12 protein-coding genes and 1 riboswitch are annotated in these 15,037 nt (G+C 76.7%); of the genes, 5 read left to right on the forward strand and 7 right to left on the reverse strand.

The annotated features are described in order from the left end of the window. The first annotated feature begins 445 nt into the window (after positions 1–445). On the forward strand, positions 446–2,059 hold the full coding sequence (locus tag ACH495_RS11935) for a cellulose-binding domain-containing protein (protein WP_396857718.1): 1,614 nt from the start codon (positions 446–448) through the stop codon (positions 2,057–2,059). A 104-nt stretch (positions 2,060–2,163) separates the two neighbouring features. Here ACH495_RS11935 and ACH495_RS11940 read toward each other — a convergent pair whose 3' ends face one another. From ACH495_RS11940 to ACH495_RS11970, 7 genes are all read right to left on the reverse strand, one after another. Continuing rightward, the gene (locus ACH495_RS11940) at positions 2,164–2,982 is read right to left on the reverse strand and encodes an ECF transporter S component (protein WP_396857719.1); all 819 of its coding nucleotides are present in this window, start codon (positions 2,980–2,982) and stop codon (positions 2,164–2,166) included. Further along, entirely contained in the window at positions 2,979–4,598 is a 1,620-nt protein-coding gene (locus tag ACH495_RS11945) for an ABC transporter ATP-binding protein (protein WP_396857720.1), read from the reverse strand. The genes ACH495_RS11940 and ACH495_RS11945 overlap by 4 nt, the downstream gene beginning before the upstream one ends. Further along, on the reverse strand, positions 4,595–5,764 hold the full coding sequence (locus tag ACH495_RS11950; protein WP_396857721.1) for a CbiQ family ECF transporter T component: 1,170 nt from the start codon (positions 5,762–5,764) through the stop codon (positions 4,595–4,597). Before ACH495_RS11950 ends, ACH495_RS11945 begins: the two co-directional genes overlap by 4 nt. Next, positions 5,757–6,692, reverse strand: coding sequence for a hypothetical protein (locus tag ACH495_RS11955; protein WP_396857722.1), 936 nt, complete (start codon positions 6,690–6,692; stop codon positions 5,757–5,759). Before ACH495_RS11955 ends, ACH495_RS11950 begins: the two co-directional genes overlap by 8 nt. Next, positions 6,689–8,176 carry a prenyltransferase/squalene oxidase repeat-containing protein gene (locus ACH495_RS11960; protein WP_396857723.1) on the reverse strand — a complete coding sequence of 496 codons (1,488 nt, stop codon included), beginning with the start codon at positions 8,174–8,176 and terminating at the stop codon, positions 6,689–6,691. Before ACH495_RS11960 ends, ACH495_RS11955 begins: the two co-directional genes overlap by 4 nt. Positions 8,177–8,256: 80 nt before the next feature. Continuing rightward, entirely contained in the window at positions 8,257–8,742 is a 486-nt protein-coding gene (locus tag ACH495_RS11965) for a hypothetical protein (protein WP_396857724.1), read from the reverse strand. 23 nt (positions 8,743–8,765) lie between these two features. After that, positions 8,766–9,821 (reverse strand): prenyltransferase/squalene oxidase repeat-containing protein, encoded by a 1,056-nt coding sequence (locus ACH495_RS11970; RefSeq protein ID WP_396857725.1) that lies wholly within the window; start codon positions 9,819–9,821, stop codon positions 8,766–8,768. 101 nt (positions 9,822–9,922) lie between these two features. Next, positions 9,923–10,068: riboswitch (cobalamin riboswitch) on the reverse strand. Between the two features lie 116 nt (positions 10,069–10,184). Here ACH495_RS11970 and ACH495_RS11975 point away from each other — a divergent pair. Genes ACH495_RS11975 through ACH495_RS11990 form a run of 4 tightly spaced genes read left to right on the forward strand, consistent with a single transcriptional unit; the run spans position 10,185 to position 15,033 of the window. Next, positions 10,185–10,997 carry an ABC transporter ATP-binding protein gene (locus tag ACH495_RS11975; RefSeq protein WP_396858041.1) on the forward strand — a complete coding sequence of 271 codons (813 nt, stop codon included), beginning with the start codon at positions 10,185–10,187 and terminating at the stop codon, positions 10,995–10,997. Positions 10,998–11,014: 17 nt separating this feature from the next. Continuing rightward, complete coding sequence (locus ACH495_RS11980; RefSeq protein WP_396857726.1) at positions 11,015–12,001, forward strand: ABC transporter substrate-binding protein; 987 nt, start codon at positions 11,015–11,017, stop codon at positions 11,999–12,001. Between the two features lie 7 nt (positions 12,002–12,008). Further along, the gene (locus tag ACH495_RS11985; protein ID WP_396857727.1) at positions 12,009–14,108 is read left to right on the forward strand and encodes an iron ABC transporter permease; all 2,100 of its coding nucleotides are present in this window, start codon (positions 12,009–12,011) and stop codon (positions 14,106–14,108) included. 19 nt (positions 14,109–14,127) lie between these two features. Next, positions 14,128–15,033 (forward strand): siderophore-interacting protein, encoded by a 906-nt coding sequence (locus ACH495_RS11990; RefSeq protein WP_396857728.1) that lies wholly within the window; start codon positions 14,128–14,130, stop codon positions 15,031–15,033. Positions 15,034–15,037: the final 4 nt, after the last annotated feature.

Below are 15,037 nucleotides of genomic sequence, written 5' to 3' on the forward strand. Positions count from 1 at the left end.
CGCCGGGGGGGTCGGCGGGGGCGCGGCCCCCCCCCCCCCCGCTCTGTGTGCGGGGGGGGGGGGGGCGGGGCCCCCCCGGGGCCGCCCCCGGGGTTGTTTGGGGGGGGGGGGGGGGGGGGGGGGGGCCCCCCCCCCCGCCGCTCCGCGGTGCGAAGTGGGACGCAGGGATCGCCTCTCGTGCCCGCTCCGGCATCGCGGTTCCGGACGATCTCCCGGTCGGGGATGGATACGGGCGCGGCGGCCGGATCGTTCACCGTTCCGTGCGTCGATTGACCACATCGAGGTACGTCAGTAAAATGCACTGAAAGCGCTTTCACCGCGGGAGGCGTGACGGGCCCGTCGAGCACGGGCGTCCGGGGCAGCAGGAAGGCCAGCCGGCGACACCGACCGGGCATCGGAGTCGACGCCGGCGCGGCGCCGAACCACCACCCGCAGGAGAATTCTCATGATCAACAGACAGCGCCGTACGGCGTTGTGGACGTCCGCGGCCGCGGCGGCGACGCTCGTCACCGCCGGCCTGGCGATGGGCGCGAACCCCGCCCAGGCGGCCGCCGGCTGCCGGGTCGACTACGCGGTGACCGCGCAGTGGGCCGGCGGCTTCACCGCGAACGTCAACCTCACCAACCTCGGCGACCCGCTGAACGGCTGGACCGTCACCTGGAACTTCAGCGGCGGCCAGACCGTCAGCCAGGCCTGGGGCGCCGACATCACCCAGACCGGCGCGTCGGTCCGGGCCGCCAACGTCAGCTACAACGGCGGTCTCGGCACGAACGCGACCACGTCGTTCGGCTTCAACGGCGGCTGGAACAACACCAGCAACCCGGTCCCCGCCTCGTTCGCGGTCAACGGCGTCCTCTGCGGCGGGGCCGTCCCCACCGACCCCGGGGGGACCCTCACCCCGCCGCCCGGGCCGACGACAGCACCCCCGTCGCCCACCACCCCACCGCCGTCGCCGACGACTCCGCCGCCGACCAGCGGCGCGGTGTACGCCGCACCGAACGGCACCGCCGGCGCGGCCGGCACCCAGGCCAGCCCCACCACGATCGCCGCCGCGCTCACCCGGGTCGGCGCCGGCGGCACCGTCTACCTGCGGGGCGGCACCTACAGCCTGGCCCAGACCGTGACCATCGCCGCCGGCAACAACGGCACCGCGAGCGCCCGCAAGAACCTGTACGCGTACCCGGGCGAGACGCCGATCCTCAACTTCTCCGCGATGACCGAGGACCCGGCCAACCGGGGGCTGGCGCTGAACGCGTCCTGGTGGCACGTGCGGGGGATCGTGGTCGAGCGCGCCGGCGACAACGGCATCTTCGTCGGCGGCAGCAACAACATCATCGAGCGGACGGTGACCCGCTTCAACCGCGACAGCGGCCTGCAACTGTCCCGGATCGCCTCCAGCACCCCGCGCGACCAGTGGCCGGCGAACAACCTCATGGTCAGCGTCGAGTCGCACGACAACGCCGACTCCGACGGCGAGGACGCGGACGGGTTCGCCGCCAAGCTCACCGTCGGCAACGGCAACGTCTTCCGGTACGCGGTCTCCCACCACAACATCGACGACGGCTGGGACCTCTACACGAAGACCGACACCGGCGCGATCGGGCCGGTGACCATCGAGGACTCCCTCTCCTACAACAACGGCACGCTGAGCAACGGCACGCAGAACGGCAACGGCGACCGCAACGGCTTCAAGCTCGGCGGCGAGGACATCGCGGTCAACCACACCGTCCGGCGCACCATCGCGTACCGCAACGGCAAGCACGGGTTCACCTACAACCGGAACCCGGGCTCGATGACGATCTCCAACAACCTGAGCATCGACAACACCGAGCGCAACTTCTCGTTCGACGCCGGCACCTCGGTCTTCCGCAACGACACGTCCTGCCGCAGCGGCAGCGGGTCCAACGACAAGACGGTCGGCAACGTGGACGGCTCGAACCAGTTCTGGTCCGGCGCCAACGGTTCCCGCTGCGCCACCTACTCCGGCGCCCTCGGTTGGTCCTTCGCCGCCGACGGCCGCCTCATCGTCACCCTCGGCGGGCGCGCAGTCTCCCTGTAACCCCCACGCCGCCGATCTTGCGGTTGCTGCCCTCACAAACCCGACAAGAGGTACGAGTCGAGGGCCGCAACTGCAAGGTCGACGCCGGGGTTCGGGGTAGTGGTTCATTCGGGGCGGGGAGCGTCGGCGAACGTGACCGGGGTGGCGAAGGCGGCTCGCCAGGCGGCCCGGCGCAGCGCGGCGAGCACGGCCGGGCCGGCCAGCACGATCGCCACCGCGGTGGTGACCGCCCGCCCGGTGTCCCAGCCGAACGTGGACGTGACGGCCGTGAAGACCGCGAAGCGGTGCAGGTTCTCCAGCACCGGCGCGCCGGCCAGATAGGAGAGTTGCGTGTCCGCGCCGATGCTGAACGGCCAGAACCACAGGTTCATCAGCAGCCCGTAGCCGTAGGCGGCCACCGCGCCGTACCCGGCCAGCACGACGGTCTCCGCCCGGCCCCGCAGCCGGGCCGGGAGCAGCCCGGCGCCGAGCCCGATCCAGGACGCGCCGAGCATCTGGAACGGCAGCCACGGCCCCACCCCGGCGGTGAGCAGCGCGGACGCGAACAGCGACGTCGAGCCGAGCAGGAATCCGAAGCCGGGACCGAACACCCGCCCGGCGAGGACGAGCAGGAAGAACACGGTCTCGATGCCGGCGGTGCCGGCGCCCAGCGGACGCAACGCGGCGTTGACGGCGGCCAGCACGCCGAGCATCGCCAGGGCCTTGCTGTCGATGCCGCCGGAGCTGAGTTCCGCCAGCACCACCGCCACCAGGACCGGCAGCACGACGAGGAAGACCAGCGGCGCCTCGCCGGTGCGGGCGGTGGACTCCGGGTGTGCCGGGACGAAGAACGGCCAGGTGAACGTGGCCAGCGCGGCGACCGAGGCGAGCGCGAGCACCACGGCGGCCCTGAGCCTGCCGATTCGCTCGCTGCGCCCGCTCATGCTGGCTCCAGCGCGGCGACGAGCTGCTCGACGGTCAGCCACGGCGCCGGCGCGAGCACCTTGGCCACCTGCGGGGCGTACGCCGGCGAGGCCAGCATGATCTCCGCCGTGCCACCGTCGGCGACCACCTCGCCCTCGGCCAGCACCACCACCCGGTCCGCCAGCGTGGCGACGAGTTCGACGTCGTGGGTGGCCAGCACCACGGCGCGGCCGGCGGCGGCCAGCTCTCGGACCACGGCGCCGAACTGCCCTTTCGCGTGGTAGTCCAGGCCACGGGTCGGCTCGTCGAGCAGGATGACCGGTGGCGCGGCGGTGAGCTGGACGGCGAGCACGAGGGCCAGCCGTTGCCCCTCGGACAGGTCGCGGGGATGCCGGTCGCCGGGCAGTCCGGGGGTGAGCTGGTCCAGCAGGCCCCGGCAGGTGCCGGCCGGCGCGTCGCTCTCCCGGTCGGCCTGCGCGCACTCGGCGTCCACCGTCTCCAGGTAGAGCAGGTCGCCCGGGGTCTGCGGAACGAGTCCGACGTGCCGGCGGGCCCGTCCGGCCGGCAGCGCGGCGGGGTCGACCGGGCCGGTCGGCCCGGCCACGGTCACCGTGCCGCTCTGCCGGGGGCCGCTGCCCTGCACCGCCCAGAGCAGGCTGGACTTGCCGGAGCCGTTGCGGCCCATCACCGCGACCACCCGGCCGGCGTGCAGGTCGAGGTCGACGCCGGCCACCGCGACCGTGCCCGGGTACCGCACGACGATCCGCCGGGCGGTCAGCGCCGCGGCGGTGTCCGGCGCGGGCGGCGGACCGGGCGGCGCCACGTCGGCGAGCCGTCGGCGCAGGTCGCCGGCGCGCCGCCGGGCGTCGCGCACCGACAGCGGCAGCGGCGTCCAGCCGGCGAGGCGGCCCAGGTGGACCAGGGGCGGCGCGAGGTCGACGCCGGCGAGCACCTCGGCCGGCGGCCCGTCGACCACCCGGCCGTCGCCGGGCAGCCAGAGCAGGCGGTCGGCGTACTGCACGACCCGTTCCAGCCGGTGCTCGGCCAGCACCACGGTGACGCCGAGGTCGTGCACCAGCCGGGTCACCGCGGCCAGCACGTCCTCGGCCGCGGTCGGGTCGAGCGCGGACGTGGGTTCGTCGAGCACCAGCACCCGGGGATGGCTGGTGAGCACCGCGCCGATGGCGACCCGCTGCTGCTGCCCGCCGGAGAGCGTCCGCAGCGCGCGACCGCGCAGCTCGGCGATGCCGAGCAGGTCCAGCGTCTCCTCCACCCGCTTGCGCATCACCGCCGGCGGCAACGCCAACTGCTCCATGCCGTACGCCAGTTCCTCCTCGACGGTGTCGGTCACGAAGCCGGCCAGCGGGTCCTGGCCGACCACGCCCACGGTGTCGGCGAGGTCGCGCGGCGGATTCCGCCGGGTGTCCCGGCCGTCGACGGTGACCGTGCCGTGCAGCGTGCCGCCGGTGAAGTGCGGGACCAGGCCGTTGACGGCCCGCAGCAGCGTCGACTTGCCCGCGCCGGTACGGCCGGCGACCAGGCACAGCTCGCCCTCCTCGATCCGCAGCGTGACGTCCCGCAGCGGCGGCGGGTCGTCGTCGGCGTAGCGGACGGTGACCCGGTCGAACGTGATCACGGGGGGCCTTCCGGGTGGGGGACGGGGAGCGGCGGCGGGGGCGCCAGCCAGGCCGGGGCCGCCGCGACCGCGACGGCGAGCACCGTCAGCGGGGTCAGTTCGGGCCAGGTGAGCGGGCTGACCGGCGGGTAGAGCGCCGCCGGGTCGACGTGGCCGGCGAACACCGCGAGGGCGGCCGTGGCGATGCCGGCGCCGGCCACCAGCAGCTCGGCCGGGCGCCAGCGGTCCGGCCGGTAGCGGCTGCGGCGGACGCGGCGACCGGCCAGCAGCATCCCGGCCACGGCGGTCACCAGGCCGATGAGCAGCATCGGCAGCCCGAGGGGACCGGTGCCGGTGCTGTCCAGCAGGCCGTACGTGCCGGCGCAGACGCCGACCAGCCCGCCGAGCACCAGCGCGCCGGTGACCGCGCGGTGCCCCGCCGGCACCGCTGCGGTCCGGCCGTAGCCCCGGGAGTCCATCGCGGCGGCCAGGGCCAGGGACCGGTCCAGCGCGTCGGCCAGCACCGGCAGCGCGACGCCCCGCAGCGCCCGGGGGCCGCGCCCGCCCGCGCCGCGCAGCCGCCGCGCGCGGCGTACCCGCAGCACGCTCTCGACCAGTTGCGGTGCCACCGACAGCGCGACCACCACCGCCGTGCTCACCGCGTACCAGGCTCCGGGTACGGCCTTGAGCAGCCGCTTCGGGTTGGCCAGCGCGTTGGCGGCGCCGAGACAGACCAGCATGGTGGCCAGTCGCAACCCGTCGTAGAACCCGCCGAGGAGTTGCTCGGCGGCAACCGGCCCGAGCAGCCGGATGCCGGCCGCCCAGGCCGGCAGCGGGATCTCCGGCAACCGGACCAGCACGTGCTCGCCCTGCCCGCCGCCGAACACGATCCGGAACAGCACCCGCATCGCCACGACCACCGCGCCCAGCCACACGTACATCCGGAACGCCAACGCCCACGGTGCGTCGCCGCGCCGCCGGGCGACCACCAGCGCGGCCACCGCGACCAGAAGCCCCAGCGGCACCGGGTTGGTGGTGTGGCTGGCGGCGGTGGCCAGGCCGAGCGCCCACAGCCACCACGCGCCGGGGTGCAGCCCGCGCGGCAGCCGGCCCGACGTCGCGCCCGGCTGCCGCGCGGTGACCGGGCCGGGCGCGGGCACGACCGCGGTCGCGGCGCGGTCAGTCATCCGGATCCACGGCCCGCCGCCGCCGGGCGGCCACCAGCGCACCGGCGACCAGCACGGCCAGCAGCAGCACCCCGGCCAACGTGCCCAGCGGCGGGCCGCCGCCGCGAGCGTCGTCGCGGGCGGCCACCTCGGTCACCACCGGCCCGTCGCCCGGGGCCGACGGCGGGGCCGGGGACCACGTCGGGGCCGGCGTGCCGGACGCGGGACCGCTCGGCGGCGCGCCGGTGGGCGGGCGGCCCGGCGCGGTCGTAACCGGTCGGCCGCCGAGGACCGGCGGCGCGGCGGGACCGCCGCCACCGGCCGGCGGCGGAACGCCCGGGCCACCGGCCGGCGGGGGAGCGCCCGGACCGGCCGGCGGCGGCGCTGCCGGCCCGCCGCCCGCCGGGGGCGGCGACGCGGGGGGCGGTGGCGACGCGGGCGGCGGCGGTGGCGCCGGCCGCGTCGGCGCGACGCCGGGGCGCGGCGCGTCGTTCGCGCCGCGCCCCTGGGCGAACGACCACCCCTCGAAGCTGCCGGCCGGCGGCTTGCGGTTGAGCACCCCCCGGTCGCTGTACGTCCACCCGCCGCCGTTCGTGGCCTGCCAGTACGACCAGTACGCGCTGGCCGGCGGCGTGTCGACGCACTTCTCCGCGGCGGCGGCGGGCCGGCCGTTGATCCGGCAGACGAACCCGTCGCCCCAGCGCAGCGTGCCGGTGACCTCGAAGCCGGCGTTCCTGAGCGCGGCGAGGCCGGTGGCCTGGTCGCCCCGGGCGCAGCGCACCACGGTGCCGCCGCCCAGCTCGTGGAAGTCGACCACGACGGTGACGCCGGAGGCGTCCGGGCAGTAGCCGGCCGCGCCGGCGGCGGTCGCCGGGGCGGCCGGCCCGGCCAGGGTGCCGGCCGCGACCAGCGCGACGACCGGGGCGGCCCGGACGGTGCGCCGGCTCATGCCGCGCGCCGGCGTCGGCCCAGCACCAGCAGCAGCACCCCGCCGCCGATCAGCAGCAGCGCGACCAGCACGTACCCGGTGATCGCCGCGCCGGTGGTCGGCAGCCCGCCGAGGCCCGGCGCGGCCGGCGGCGGGACCGGGATGGCCGTGCTGGCGGGCGGCGTGGTCTCCGCCGGTGGTGCGCCGGTCCCGGTGGCGCCCGGGGTCGGTGCGCCGGTGCCGGAGCCGGTCGGGGCCGGTGACGCGGTGGCCGTCCCGGTCGGCGTGGGGGCGGCGGTGGCCGAGGGCGACGCGGTGGGCGAGGGCGACGCGGTGGGCGGGGTGGTGACGGTCGGGGTCGGCGCCGGTGACGTCGGCGGCAGGTCGAGGCCGATCCGGTCCAGCGGCACCCGGGCGAGCCCGAGCAGGGCCTGGGCGGTGGACCGGCGCCACTGGTCCCGGGCGATGTCGGTGATCCCGGCGGTCACCGCCGCCGCGAGCCCGTCCGGGTCGTACGCGATGGCGCCCGCGTCCCCGGCGGCCGCGCCGCCGGCGGCGGCGGTGAGCTGCCACCCGGTCAGCGCCCGCGCGGCCCGGTCCGCCCCGGCGTCCCGGCCGGCGGCGGCGAGGGCCTGCCCGGCCAGTCCGGTGCTGTTGGCGTTCGGGCCGGTGGTCGGCCCGGAGCCGCCGAACGCGCCGTCGTCCCGCTGCCGGTCGGCCAGCCAGTCGGCGCCCCGGCTTGCCGCGTCGGCAGCGTCGGCGGCACCTTCCGCCGCGGCGGCGAGCAGCGCCTGCACCGCCATCGCGGTCGAGTCGACGTCGAGCGTGGCGCCCGGCTGCTCGTCGCAGGAGGGCGACGGCCCGGCGGCGGTGTCCGGATAGAGCCGGAAGCCGCCGGTCGCGCACTGCTGCCGGACCAGGAAGTCCACCGCGTCGGGCGGCACGTCGCCGCTGCGGGCCAGGCCGAGCACGGCGAAGGACTGGTCGAACGTGTTGCTGGCGTCCGGGCCGCTGTCGGCGGTGGTGCGGCTGGTGATCCGGCCCCGCTGGGCTCCGGCGTCCGGGCCGGCGAGCAGCGACAGCGTCTCGGCCCGCAGGTCGTAGCCGCCGAAGTCGGTGGGGTCGGCGCCGGCGGCCGAGGCGGCGTAGAGCAGCTTGGCGGTGGCCCCGCCGTCGGTGAAGCCCTCGATGCCCCAGTCGTCGTAGCTGTTGTAGGCCCGGACGTGCGCGGCGACCTGCGCGGTCGCGGCCTGCCGGGCGGCGGCGTCCACACCGGTCGCGGAGAGCGCGACCAGGCCGTCGACGGTCAGGCCCCAGTCCGGGCCGCCGAACGGCCCGGGCAGCGACCCGTCGGTGAACTCGCCGGCCAGCCAGGACGCGGCGTCGCGTGCGGCGTCGGCCGGGGCGGGCGCGGCGGCCCCGGCCGGGGGCAGGGCGGACACGGCGACGAGCGCGGCCGCCGCGACGGTGCCGAGAGCGGTGGTGGAACGCCGGGACAGGGCCATACGGGTGCCTTTCGCGAAGCTGTCGGAGCGGGGGCCGGCCGCCGGCACGCGGACGGGGGCGCGGGCCGGCGGCCGGGCGGTCAGGGCGCGGTGATGCTCGGCGGGGCGCCGGCGCCGAACGACCAGCCCTCCACCGTGCCGGGGGCCGGGTTGTAGGCGTTCGCGCCGGACGAGCTGTAGGACCAGGCGCCGCCGGGGGTGGCGTGCCAGTACGACCAGTACGCGGTGACCGGCGGCGTGTTCACGCACGCCTCGGTCGCGGCCGTCGGCTTGCCGTTGATCCGGCAGACGAACGCCAGGCCCCAGCGCTGGGTGCCGGTCACGGTGAACCCGGCGCCCTGGAGGGCGGCGATCCCGGTGGTCGGGTCGCCGGGGGCGCAGGCGACCTGCACGCCGCCGCCGAGCGCGGCGAAGTCGACCACCACGGTGACGCCCGAGGTGCCGGTGCAGGCGGCGGCGTGGGCGGCGCGCGGCGCGGGTTCGACGGCGGTCAGCGCGACGGCGGCGAGCACGGCGGCCAGCAGGCCGGCGAGCCGGGTACGGAGGGTGGGGCGGGGACGGGACATCGGCTTCTCCTCGACGACGGGGCTCACGGGCAGGCGGGGGCTGGTGCGCCGGGGACGGCGCCGGTGGCGGACAGGGCGGCGTACCCGGTGCCGGTGAGGCCGAGCACGGCCTGGCCGGTGGCGCGGGCGGCGGTGTCCGGGTCGACCGGGCCGCCGTCGAAGTCGACAGCGCCCCGCAGCTCCGGTGCCCCGGCGCAACCGATCTGGAGGCCGGCCAGGAACGCGCGGGCGTGGACCCAGGCCCGCGGCGTGCCGCCGACGCGCAGTGCCTGCGCGGCCAGCCCGGTGCTGTTGGCGTTCGGGATGCCGGCGACGTTGGCGAAGCCGCCGTCGGCGCGTTGCACGGAGACCAACCAGCGCAGCCCGGTCGCCGCGTCGGCGGGGCGTCCGGCGGCGCGCAGCGCCTGGGTGGCGAGCGCGGTGGCGTCCACGTCGGACGTGCACACCGGCTGCGCCGGCAGCAGCGGGTAGCCGCCGTCCGGGCACCGGGTCGCGGCCAGCCAGGCGGCGGCGACCGGCGGTGCGCCGGCCGGGGTACGGGCCAGCGCGAGCAGCGCGAAGGACTGGCTGAACGCGTTGCTGTAGTCGCCGTACGCGGACCGGTCGCGGAACCGGCCGTCCGGTGACTGGAGCGCGCGCAGCCGGGCGATCAGGTCCACGCCGCCGACGTCGGTCGGGTCGCCGCCGCGTACCCGCACGGCGAGGGCGAGCTTGGCGGTCGCGCCCGCGTACGCCTCGGTGGTGCCGTCGCCCAGGTAGCCGTCGCGGATGTCGGGCCGGGTGACCCAGGCCAGCGCCCGGGCGCCGGAGTCGTCGGCGATGCCGGCGGCGGCGAACGCGAACACGGCGTCGAGCGTCAGCCCCTGGTCGGGGTAGGCGACGCCGTCGAAGACGGTCTCGAAGCGTTCGCCGTCGACGAGCTGCCGGGCGAGCCAGCCGGCGGCGGCCTCCGGTCGGGTGACAGTGCCGGCTGTGGCGGCGGTTGCCGGGGCGGTGAGGGTGGGAGCGGTGAGGGTGAGGGCGGCGAGCACGCCACAGCACAGGGCGAGCAGGCGGTGCCGGCTCAGGCGGACGACCATCGGACGCGCCTTTCCGGCCCGGCGGTCGTCAGAAACCCGGCCGACCCGCGTTGCGGCAGGGTCGGACGGCCTCCGACCCGTGGGCCACGACGGGTGGGGAGCGGGAACATCACGCGTGCGGCGGGTATTCGGGCTCACCGCCCCGAGGTGTCTGCCACCTCGGACGGCCTACCGTTGCGGGCCAGCGCCGGACTTCGACCGGACTTCCCCCGCACACACGCGCGTGGATGCAGTTGTGGCGACAGTTTGATCAGGCCGCACGGCCGTTGTCAATGCGGCCCGGTCGCACGGTGGAGAACGCGGGACCGGCTTGACAGCGTGATCGTCGGTTAGGTTAGCCTAACCTTTGTGACGAGCGGAACGATGCGGGCCGACGGCCTGCGGGGCAGCGCGCTGCGGCTGGGCTACCACGGCACCACCGTGGTGCACGACGCGGCCATCACGCTGCGGCCGGCGGCGGTGACCGCGTTGGTCGGGCCCAACGGCAGCGGCAAGTCGACGCTGCTGCGCGGGCTGGCCCGCCTGCACCCGCTCCAGCACGGCGAGATCGTGCTCGCCGACGGCACCCCGGCCCGCGCGCTGTCGGCGCGCGACTTCGCCCGCCGGGTCACGCTGCTGGCGCAGAGCCGCCCCACGCCGAGCGGCGTCACCGTCCGGGACGTGGTCGGCTACGGCCGGCACCCGTACCGGCAGCGGTGGCGGGCCGGCGACCCGGACGGCCCGGCCGCGATCGACCGGGCCATGGCGGTGACCGGCGTGGACACCATGGCCGCCCGGCCGGTCGACGCGCTGTCCGGCGGTGAGCTGCAACGGGTCTGGCTGGCCACCTGCCTGGCCCAGGACACCGCCGTGCTGCTGCTGGACGAGCCGACCACCTTCCTGGACCTGCGCTACCAGGTGGAGATCCTCGACCTGATGCGCGACCTCGCCGACACCGCCGGCGTCGCCGTCGGCGTGGTGCTGCACGACCTCAACCAGGCCGCCGCCGTCGCCGACCACGTCGTGCTGCTGCACTCCGGCCGGGTGCGCGGCGCCGGAAGCCCGCGCGAGGTGTTCACCGAGGCGGCGCTCACCGAGGCGTACGGCATCCGCGTCGAGGTGACCGCCGACCCGGCCACCGGCCTGCTCTCCACCCGCCCCGTCGGCCGGCACACCGTCCGCCGAAACCAGTCCTGACTACAGAAGAGAAACCGATGTTGCGTACCCGATTCACCCTGCTGGTCGCCGCCGCGACCGCGCTGCTGATCGCCGGCTGCGGCACCACCGAGACGCCCGCCGCCGCGCCGTCCACCGCCGGCCCGGCCGCCACCGGCCCGGTCACCGTCACCGACAGCCGCGGCAAGGCGATCACGCTGAAGAACCCGGCCACCAAGGTCGTCGGCCTGGAGTGGGGCGAGGTCGAGATGCTCGTCGGCCTCGGCGTGATGCCGGTCGGCGTGGCCGACCCCAAGGGGTACGCCACCTGGGTCACCGCCGCCCCGCTGGACCCGGGCGTCAAGGACGTCGGCACCCGGGGCGAGCCGAGCGTCGACGCCGTCGTGGCGCTCCAGCCGGACCTGGTGGTGATGGAGGCCGAGCGCGGCGCCGCGATCGTCACCCAACTGGAGAAGTACGTGCCGGTGCTGGTCACCAAGGGCAGCGACGCCACCGACAACCTCGGCCGGATGCGGTCCGACCTCACCATGATCGCCACCGCCACCGGTCGCACCGCGCAGGCCGAGAAGCTGCTCGCCGACTTCGACGCCGCGCTCGCCGACGGCCGGAAGAAGATCGCCGACGCCGGCGCCGCCGGCCGGCAGTTCGCCTTCGCCGACGGCTGGAAGGAGGGCAGCACGGTCTCCATCCGGATGTTCGGCCAGGGCGCGCTCGTCTCCCAGCTCGGCATCCAGCTCGGCCTGAAGAACGCCTGGACCGGCAAGACCGACGAGATGTGGGGCCTGGGCCAGACCGACGTCGAGGGGCTCAGCGTCCTCAAGGGACAGGACCTGCACTTCTTCTACAACGCCTCGGACGGTCAGGACGTCTTCGCCGACGGTCTCGCCGGCAACGCGATCTGGCGCTCCCTGCCGTTCGTGCAGCAGAAGAAGCTGCACAGGATGCCGGACGGCATCTGGACGTTCGGCGGCCCGCTGTCCGCGAAGCAGTACGTCGACCAGCTCGTCGCCGTCTACACGGCCTGAGCCGGCGATGATCGCCACCGCCGTACCGGAGCCGGCCACCCGGCCGGCCCCGGTCGGGCCACCCCCCGCCCGTCGCCGGGTCGCCGGCGCGTTCGCTCTCGCCGCCGCGCTGCTCGTCGCGACCACCGCGGTGCACCTCACCCAGGGCACGTCGTCGGTGGGCGCGCTCGACCTGCTCCGGCTGCTCACCGGCGCGGACGACGAGACCGCCCGGGTGCTGGTCGCCTCCCGGCTGCCGCGCCTGCTCACCGGCCTGGCGGTCGGCGTGGCGCTCGGCTTCGCCGGCGCGGCGCTCCAGTCGACCACCCGCAACCCGCTCGCCTCGCCGGACACGCTCGCCGTGAACGCCGGCGCGCACCTGGCGATCGTGACCACCGCCGCGTTCGGCATCGCGCTGCCGGCGCTACCCGCCGGCGGGCTCGCGTTCTGCGGTGGGCTGGCCGCGGCCGCGCTGGTGATGCTGCTGTCGGCCGGCGGCCAGGCCGCGACCACCCGGCTGATCCTCGCCGGCTCGGCCACCGCGATGGCGCTCGCCTCGCTGACCATGCTGCTCCTGCTGCTCTTCGAGCAGGCCACCATCGGGCTGTTCGCCTGGGGCAACGGCTCGCTCGTGCAGGGCGACCTGGTGGCGGTCACCCAGCTCGCCCCGGTGGTCGGCCTCGCCGCGCTGCTGCTGGTCGCGCTCGGGCACCGGCTGGACCTGCTCGCCCTCGGCGACGACACCGCCACCGTGCTCGGGCTGGACGTGCGCCGGACCCGGCTCGTCGTGGTGCTGCTCGCGGTGCTGCTCTCCGCCGCCGCGGTCACGCTCGCCGGTCCGATCGGCTTCGTCGGGCTCGGCGCGCCGGTGATCGTCCGGCTGCTCGGCCGGTGGGTACCCGAGGTGCACCGGCACCGGGTGCTGCTGCCGCTGGCCGGCCTGGTCGGCGTGGTCATCGTGCTCGGCTCGGACGTGCTGCTGCGGGCCGTGCTCGGCGCACAGGCCGGGGTGGAGGTGCCCACCGGCGTGGTCACCACGCTGTTCGGCGCGATCCTGCTGGTCTGGCTGGCCCGCCGGCACCGCGACGCCGGGCCGACCCGGCAGCCGCCGGGCGGCCACGCCGCCGTCCGCTCCCGCGCCGTCCACACCACAGTGGTCACCGTCTGCGCGGTGGCCGCCGTCGCGGCGCTGGTGCTCGGCATGCTGGCCGGGGACACGTGGGTGCTGCTCGGCGACATCGTCAACTGGGTGCGGGGCCGCACCGGGCCGGCGTACACCTTCGTGCTGGACGCGCGCTGGCCGCGCGTCGCGGCGGCGCTGCTGGCCGGCGCGGCGCTCGCGCTGGCCGGCACCACCGTGCAGGCGGTCTGCCGCAACCCCCTCGCGGAGCCGGGCATCCTCGGCATCACCGGCGGCGCGGGGATCGGCGCGGTGGCGCTGCTGACGTTCGCCCCGGCGGCCGGGGTGCTCGCGCTCTCCGGCGCCGCCGGGTTCGGCGCGGTGGCCGCGTTCGCGCTGGTCTACGGGCTGGCCCGGCGGCGCGGGCTGAACTCCGACCGGCTCGTCCTGATCGGCTTCGCGGTCTGGCAGGGCGGTGCCGCGGTCATCACGTTCATCGTGGTCTCCGCCGACCCGTGGAACACCGGCAAGGCGCTGACCTGGCTGTCCGGCTCCACCTACGGCCGCACCGCGCCGCAGGTGCTGCCGGTGGCGCTGGCGCTGCTGGTCGCCGTTCCGGTGGTGGCCGCGGTCCGCCGGGAACTGGACCTGCTGGCGCTCGACGACGACACGCCCCGGGTGCTCGGCGTCCGGCTGGAACGCGCCCGGCTGGTCGCGCTCGGCCTGGCGGCGCTGCTCACCGCCACCGCCGTGTCGGCGGTCGGCGTGATCGGTTTCGTCGGCCTGGTCGCGCCGCACGCCGCGCGGGCGCTGGTCGGCGGCCGGCACACCCGCGTGCTGCCGGTGGCGGTGCTGCTCGGCGCCGCGCTGGTCAGCCTCGCCGACACGCTCGGCCGCACCGTCATCGCCCCGGCGCAGGTCCCCGCCGGCCTGGTCACCGCGCTGATCGGCACCCCCTACTTCGTCTGGCTGCTGTGGCGCTCCCGCGCCGCCGCCGGCGTCCGCTGAGCCCCGAGAGGAAGTCACCATGACCAGCACCCTGGCCGCCGCGCCGTGGCGCGTGTTCACCGTCGAGGTCCGCGCGCTGCGCCGGCTCGGCCCGTCGTTCCTGCGCGTCACGTTCACCGGCCCGGACCTGGACCGGTTCGCCGACAACGGCTACGACCAGCGGATCAAGCTGGCGCTGCCGGTGGTCGACGGCGGCGCGGCGGAGCTGCCCGACGGGCCCGACTGGTACCAGCGGTGGCGCGACCTGCCGGCGGAGGAGCGCAGCCCGATCCGCACCTACACGGTCCGGGCGGCCCGGCCGGAGGCGTACGAGGTGGACGTGGACGTGGCGCTGCACGGCGACGGCGGCCCGGCCACCCGGTGGGCGCGACGGGCCCGGCTCGGGGACCGGCTCGCACTGGTCGGCCCGGACGCCGGCTGGCCGGGCGGGCACGGCGGCGTCGAGTTCCGGCCGCCGGCCGGCGCGACGCTGCTGCTGGCCGGCGACGAGACAGCCGCACCGGCGATCTGCGCGATCCTGGACCGGCTGCCGGCCGACGCGCACGGCCACGCCGTGGTGGAGGTGCCGGAGGCGGGGGACGAGCTGCCGTGCCGCGTACCGGCCGGCGTGACAGTGACCTGGCTGCCCCGCGGCGGCGCCCCGCACGGCAGCCGGCTCACCCCGGCCGTGACGGGCCTCGCCGCCCGGCTGGTGCCGGCGCCCGCCGGGTCGCCGGCCGGCCCGCCGCCGGCCGAGGTGGACGTCGACCGGGAGATCCTCTGGGAGGTGCCGGACCGGCCCGACGACGCCCCGCTCTACGCCTGGCTGGCCGGCGAGGCGGCGGTGATCCGGGGCCTGCGCCGGCACCTGGTCACCGACCGGGGGCTCGACCGCCGGGCGGTGGCGTTCATGGGCTACTGGCGGGCCGGCCGGGCCGAGTGCTGACCGG

The sequence above is a fragment of the Micromonospora sp. NPDC018662 genome (genome assembly GCF_044391475.1).
In the GTDB taxonomy this organism is placed as follows: Bacteria; Actinomycetota; Actinomycetes; order Mycobacteriales; family Micromonosporaceae; genus Micromonospora.

Bases quoted from the DNA above. Each gene is read 5' to 3' on its own strand.
- ACH495_RS11950 (WP_396857721.1), bottom strand. From the start codon at position 5,764: ATGACTGACCGCGCCGCGACCGCGGTCGTGCCCGCGCCCGGCCCGGTC.
- ACH495_RS11985 (WP_396857727.1), top strand. From the start codon at position 12,009: ATGATCGCCACCGCCGTACCGGAGCCGGCCACCCGGCCGGCCCCGGTC.
- ACH495_RS11970 (WP_396857725.1), bottom strand. From the start codon at position 9,821: ATGGTCGTCCGCCTGAGCCGGCACCGCCTGCTCGCCCTGTGCTGTGGC.
- ACH495_RS11990 (WP_396857728.1), top strand. From the start codon at position 14,128: ATGACCAGCACCCTGGCCGCCGCGCCGTGGCGCGTGTTCACCGTCGAG.
- ACH495_RS11980 (WP_396857726.1), top strand. From the start codon at position 11,015: ATGTTGCGTACCCGATTCACCCTGCTGGTCGCCGCCGCGACCGCGCTG.
- ACH495_RS11935 (WP_396857718.1), top strand. From the start codon at position 446: ATGATCAACAGACAGCGCCGTACGGCGTTGTGGACGTCCGCGGCCGCG.
- ACH495_RS11960 (WP_396857723.1), bottom strand. From the start codon at position 8,176: ATGGCCCTGTCCCGGCGTTCCACCACCGCTCTCGGCACCGTCGCGGCG.
- ACH495_RS11965 (WP_396857724.1), bottom strand. From the start codon at position 8,742: ATGTCCCGTCCCCGCCCCACCCTCCGTACCCGGCTCGCCGGCCTGCTG.
- ACH495_RS11975 (WP_396858041.1), top strand. From the start codon at position 10,185: ATGCGGGCCGACGGCCTGCGGGGCAGCGCGCTGCGGCTGGGCTACCAC.
- ACH495_RS11955 (WP_396857722.1), bottom strand. From the start codon at position 6,692: ATGAGCCGGCGCACCGTCCGGGCCGCCCCGGTCGTCGCGCTGGTCGCG.
- ACH495_RS11940 (WP_396857719.1), bottom strand. From the start codon at position 2,982: ATGAGCGGGCGCAGCGAGCGAATCGGCAGGCTCAGGGCCGCCGTGGTG.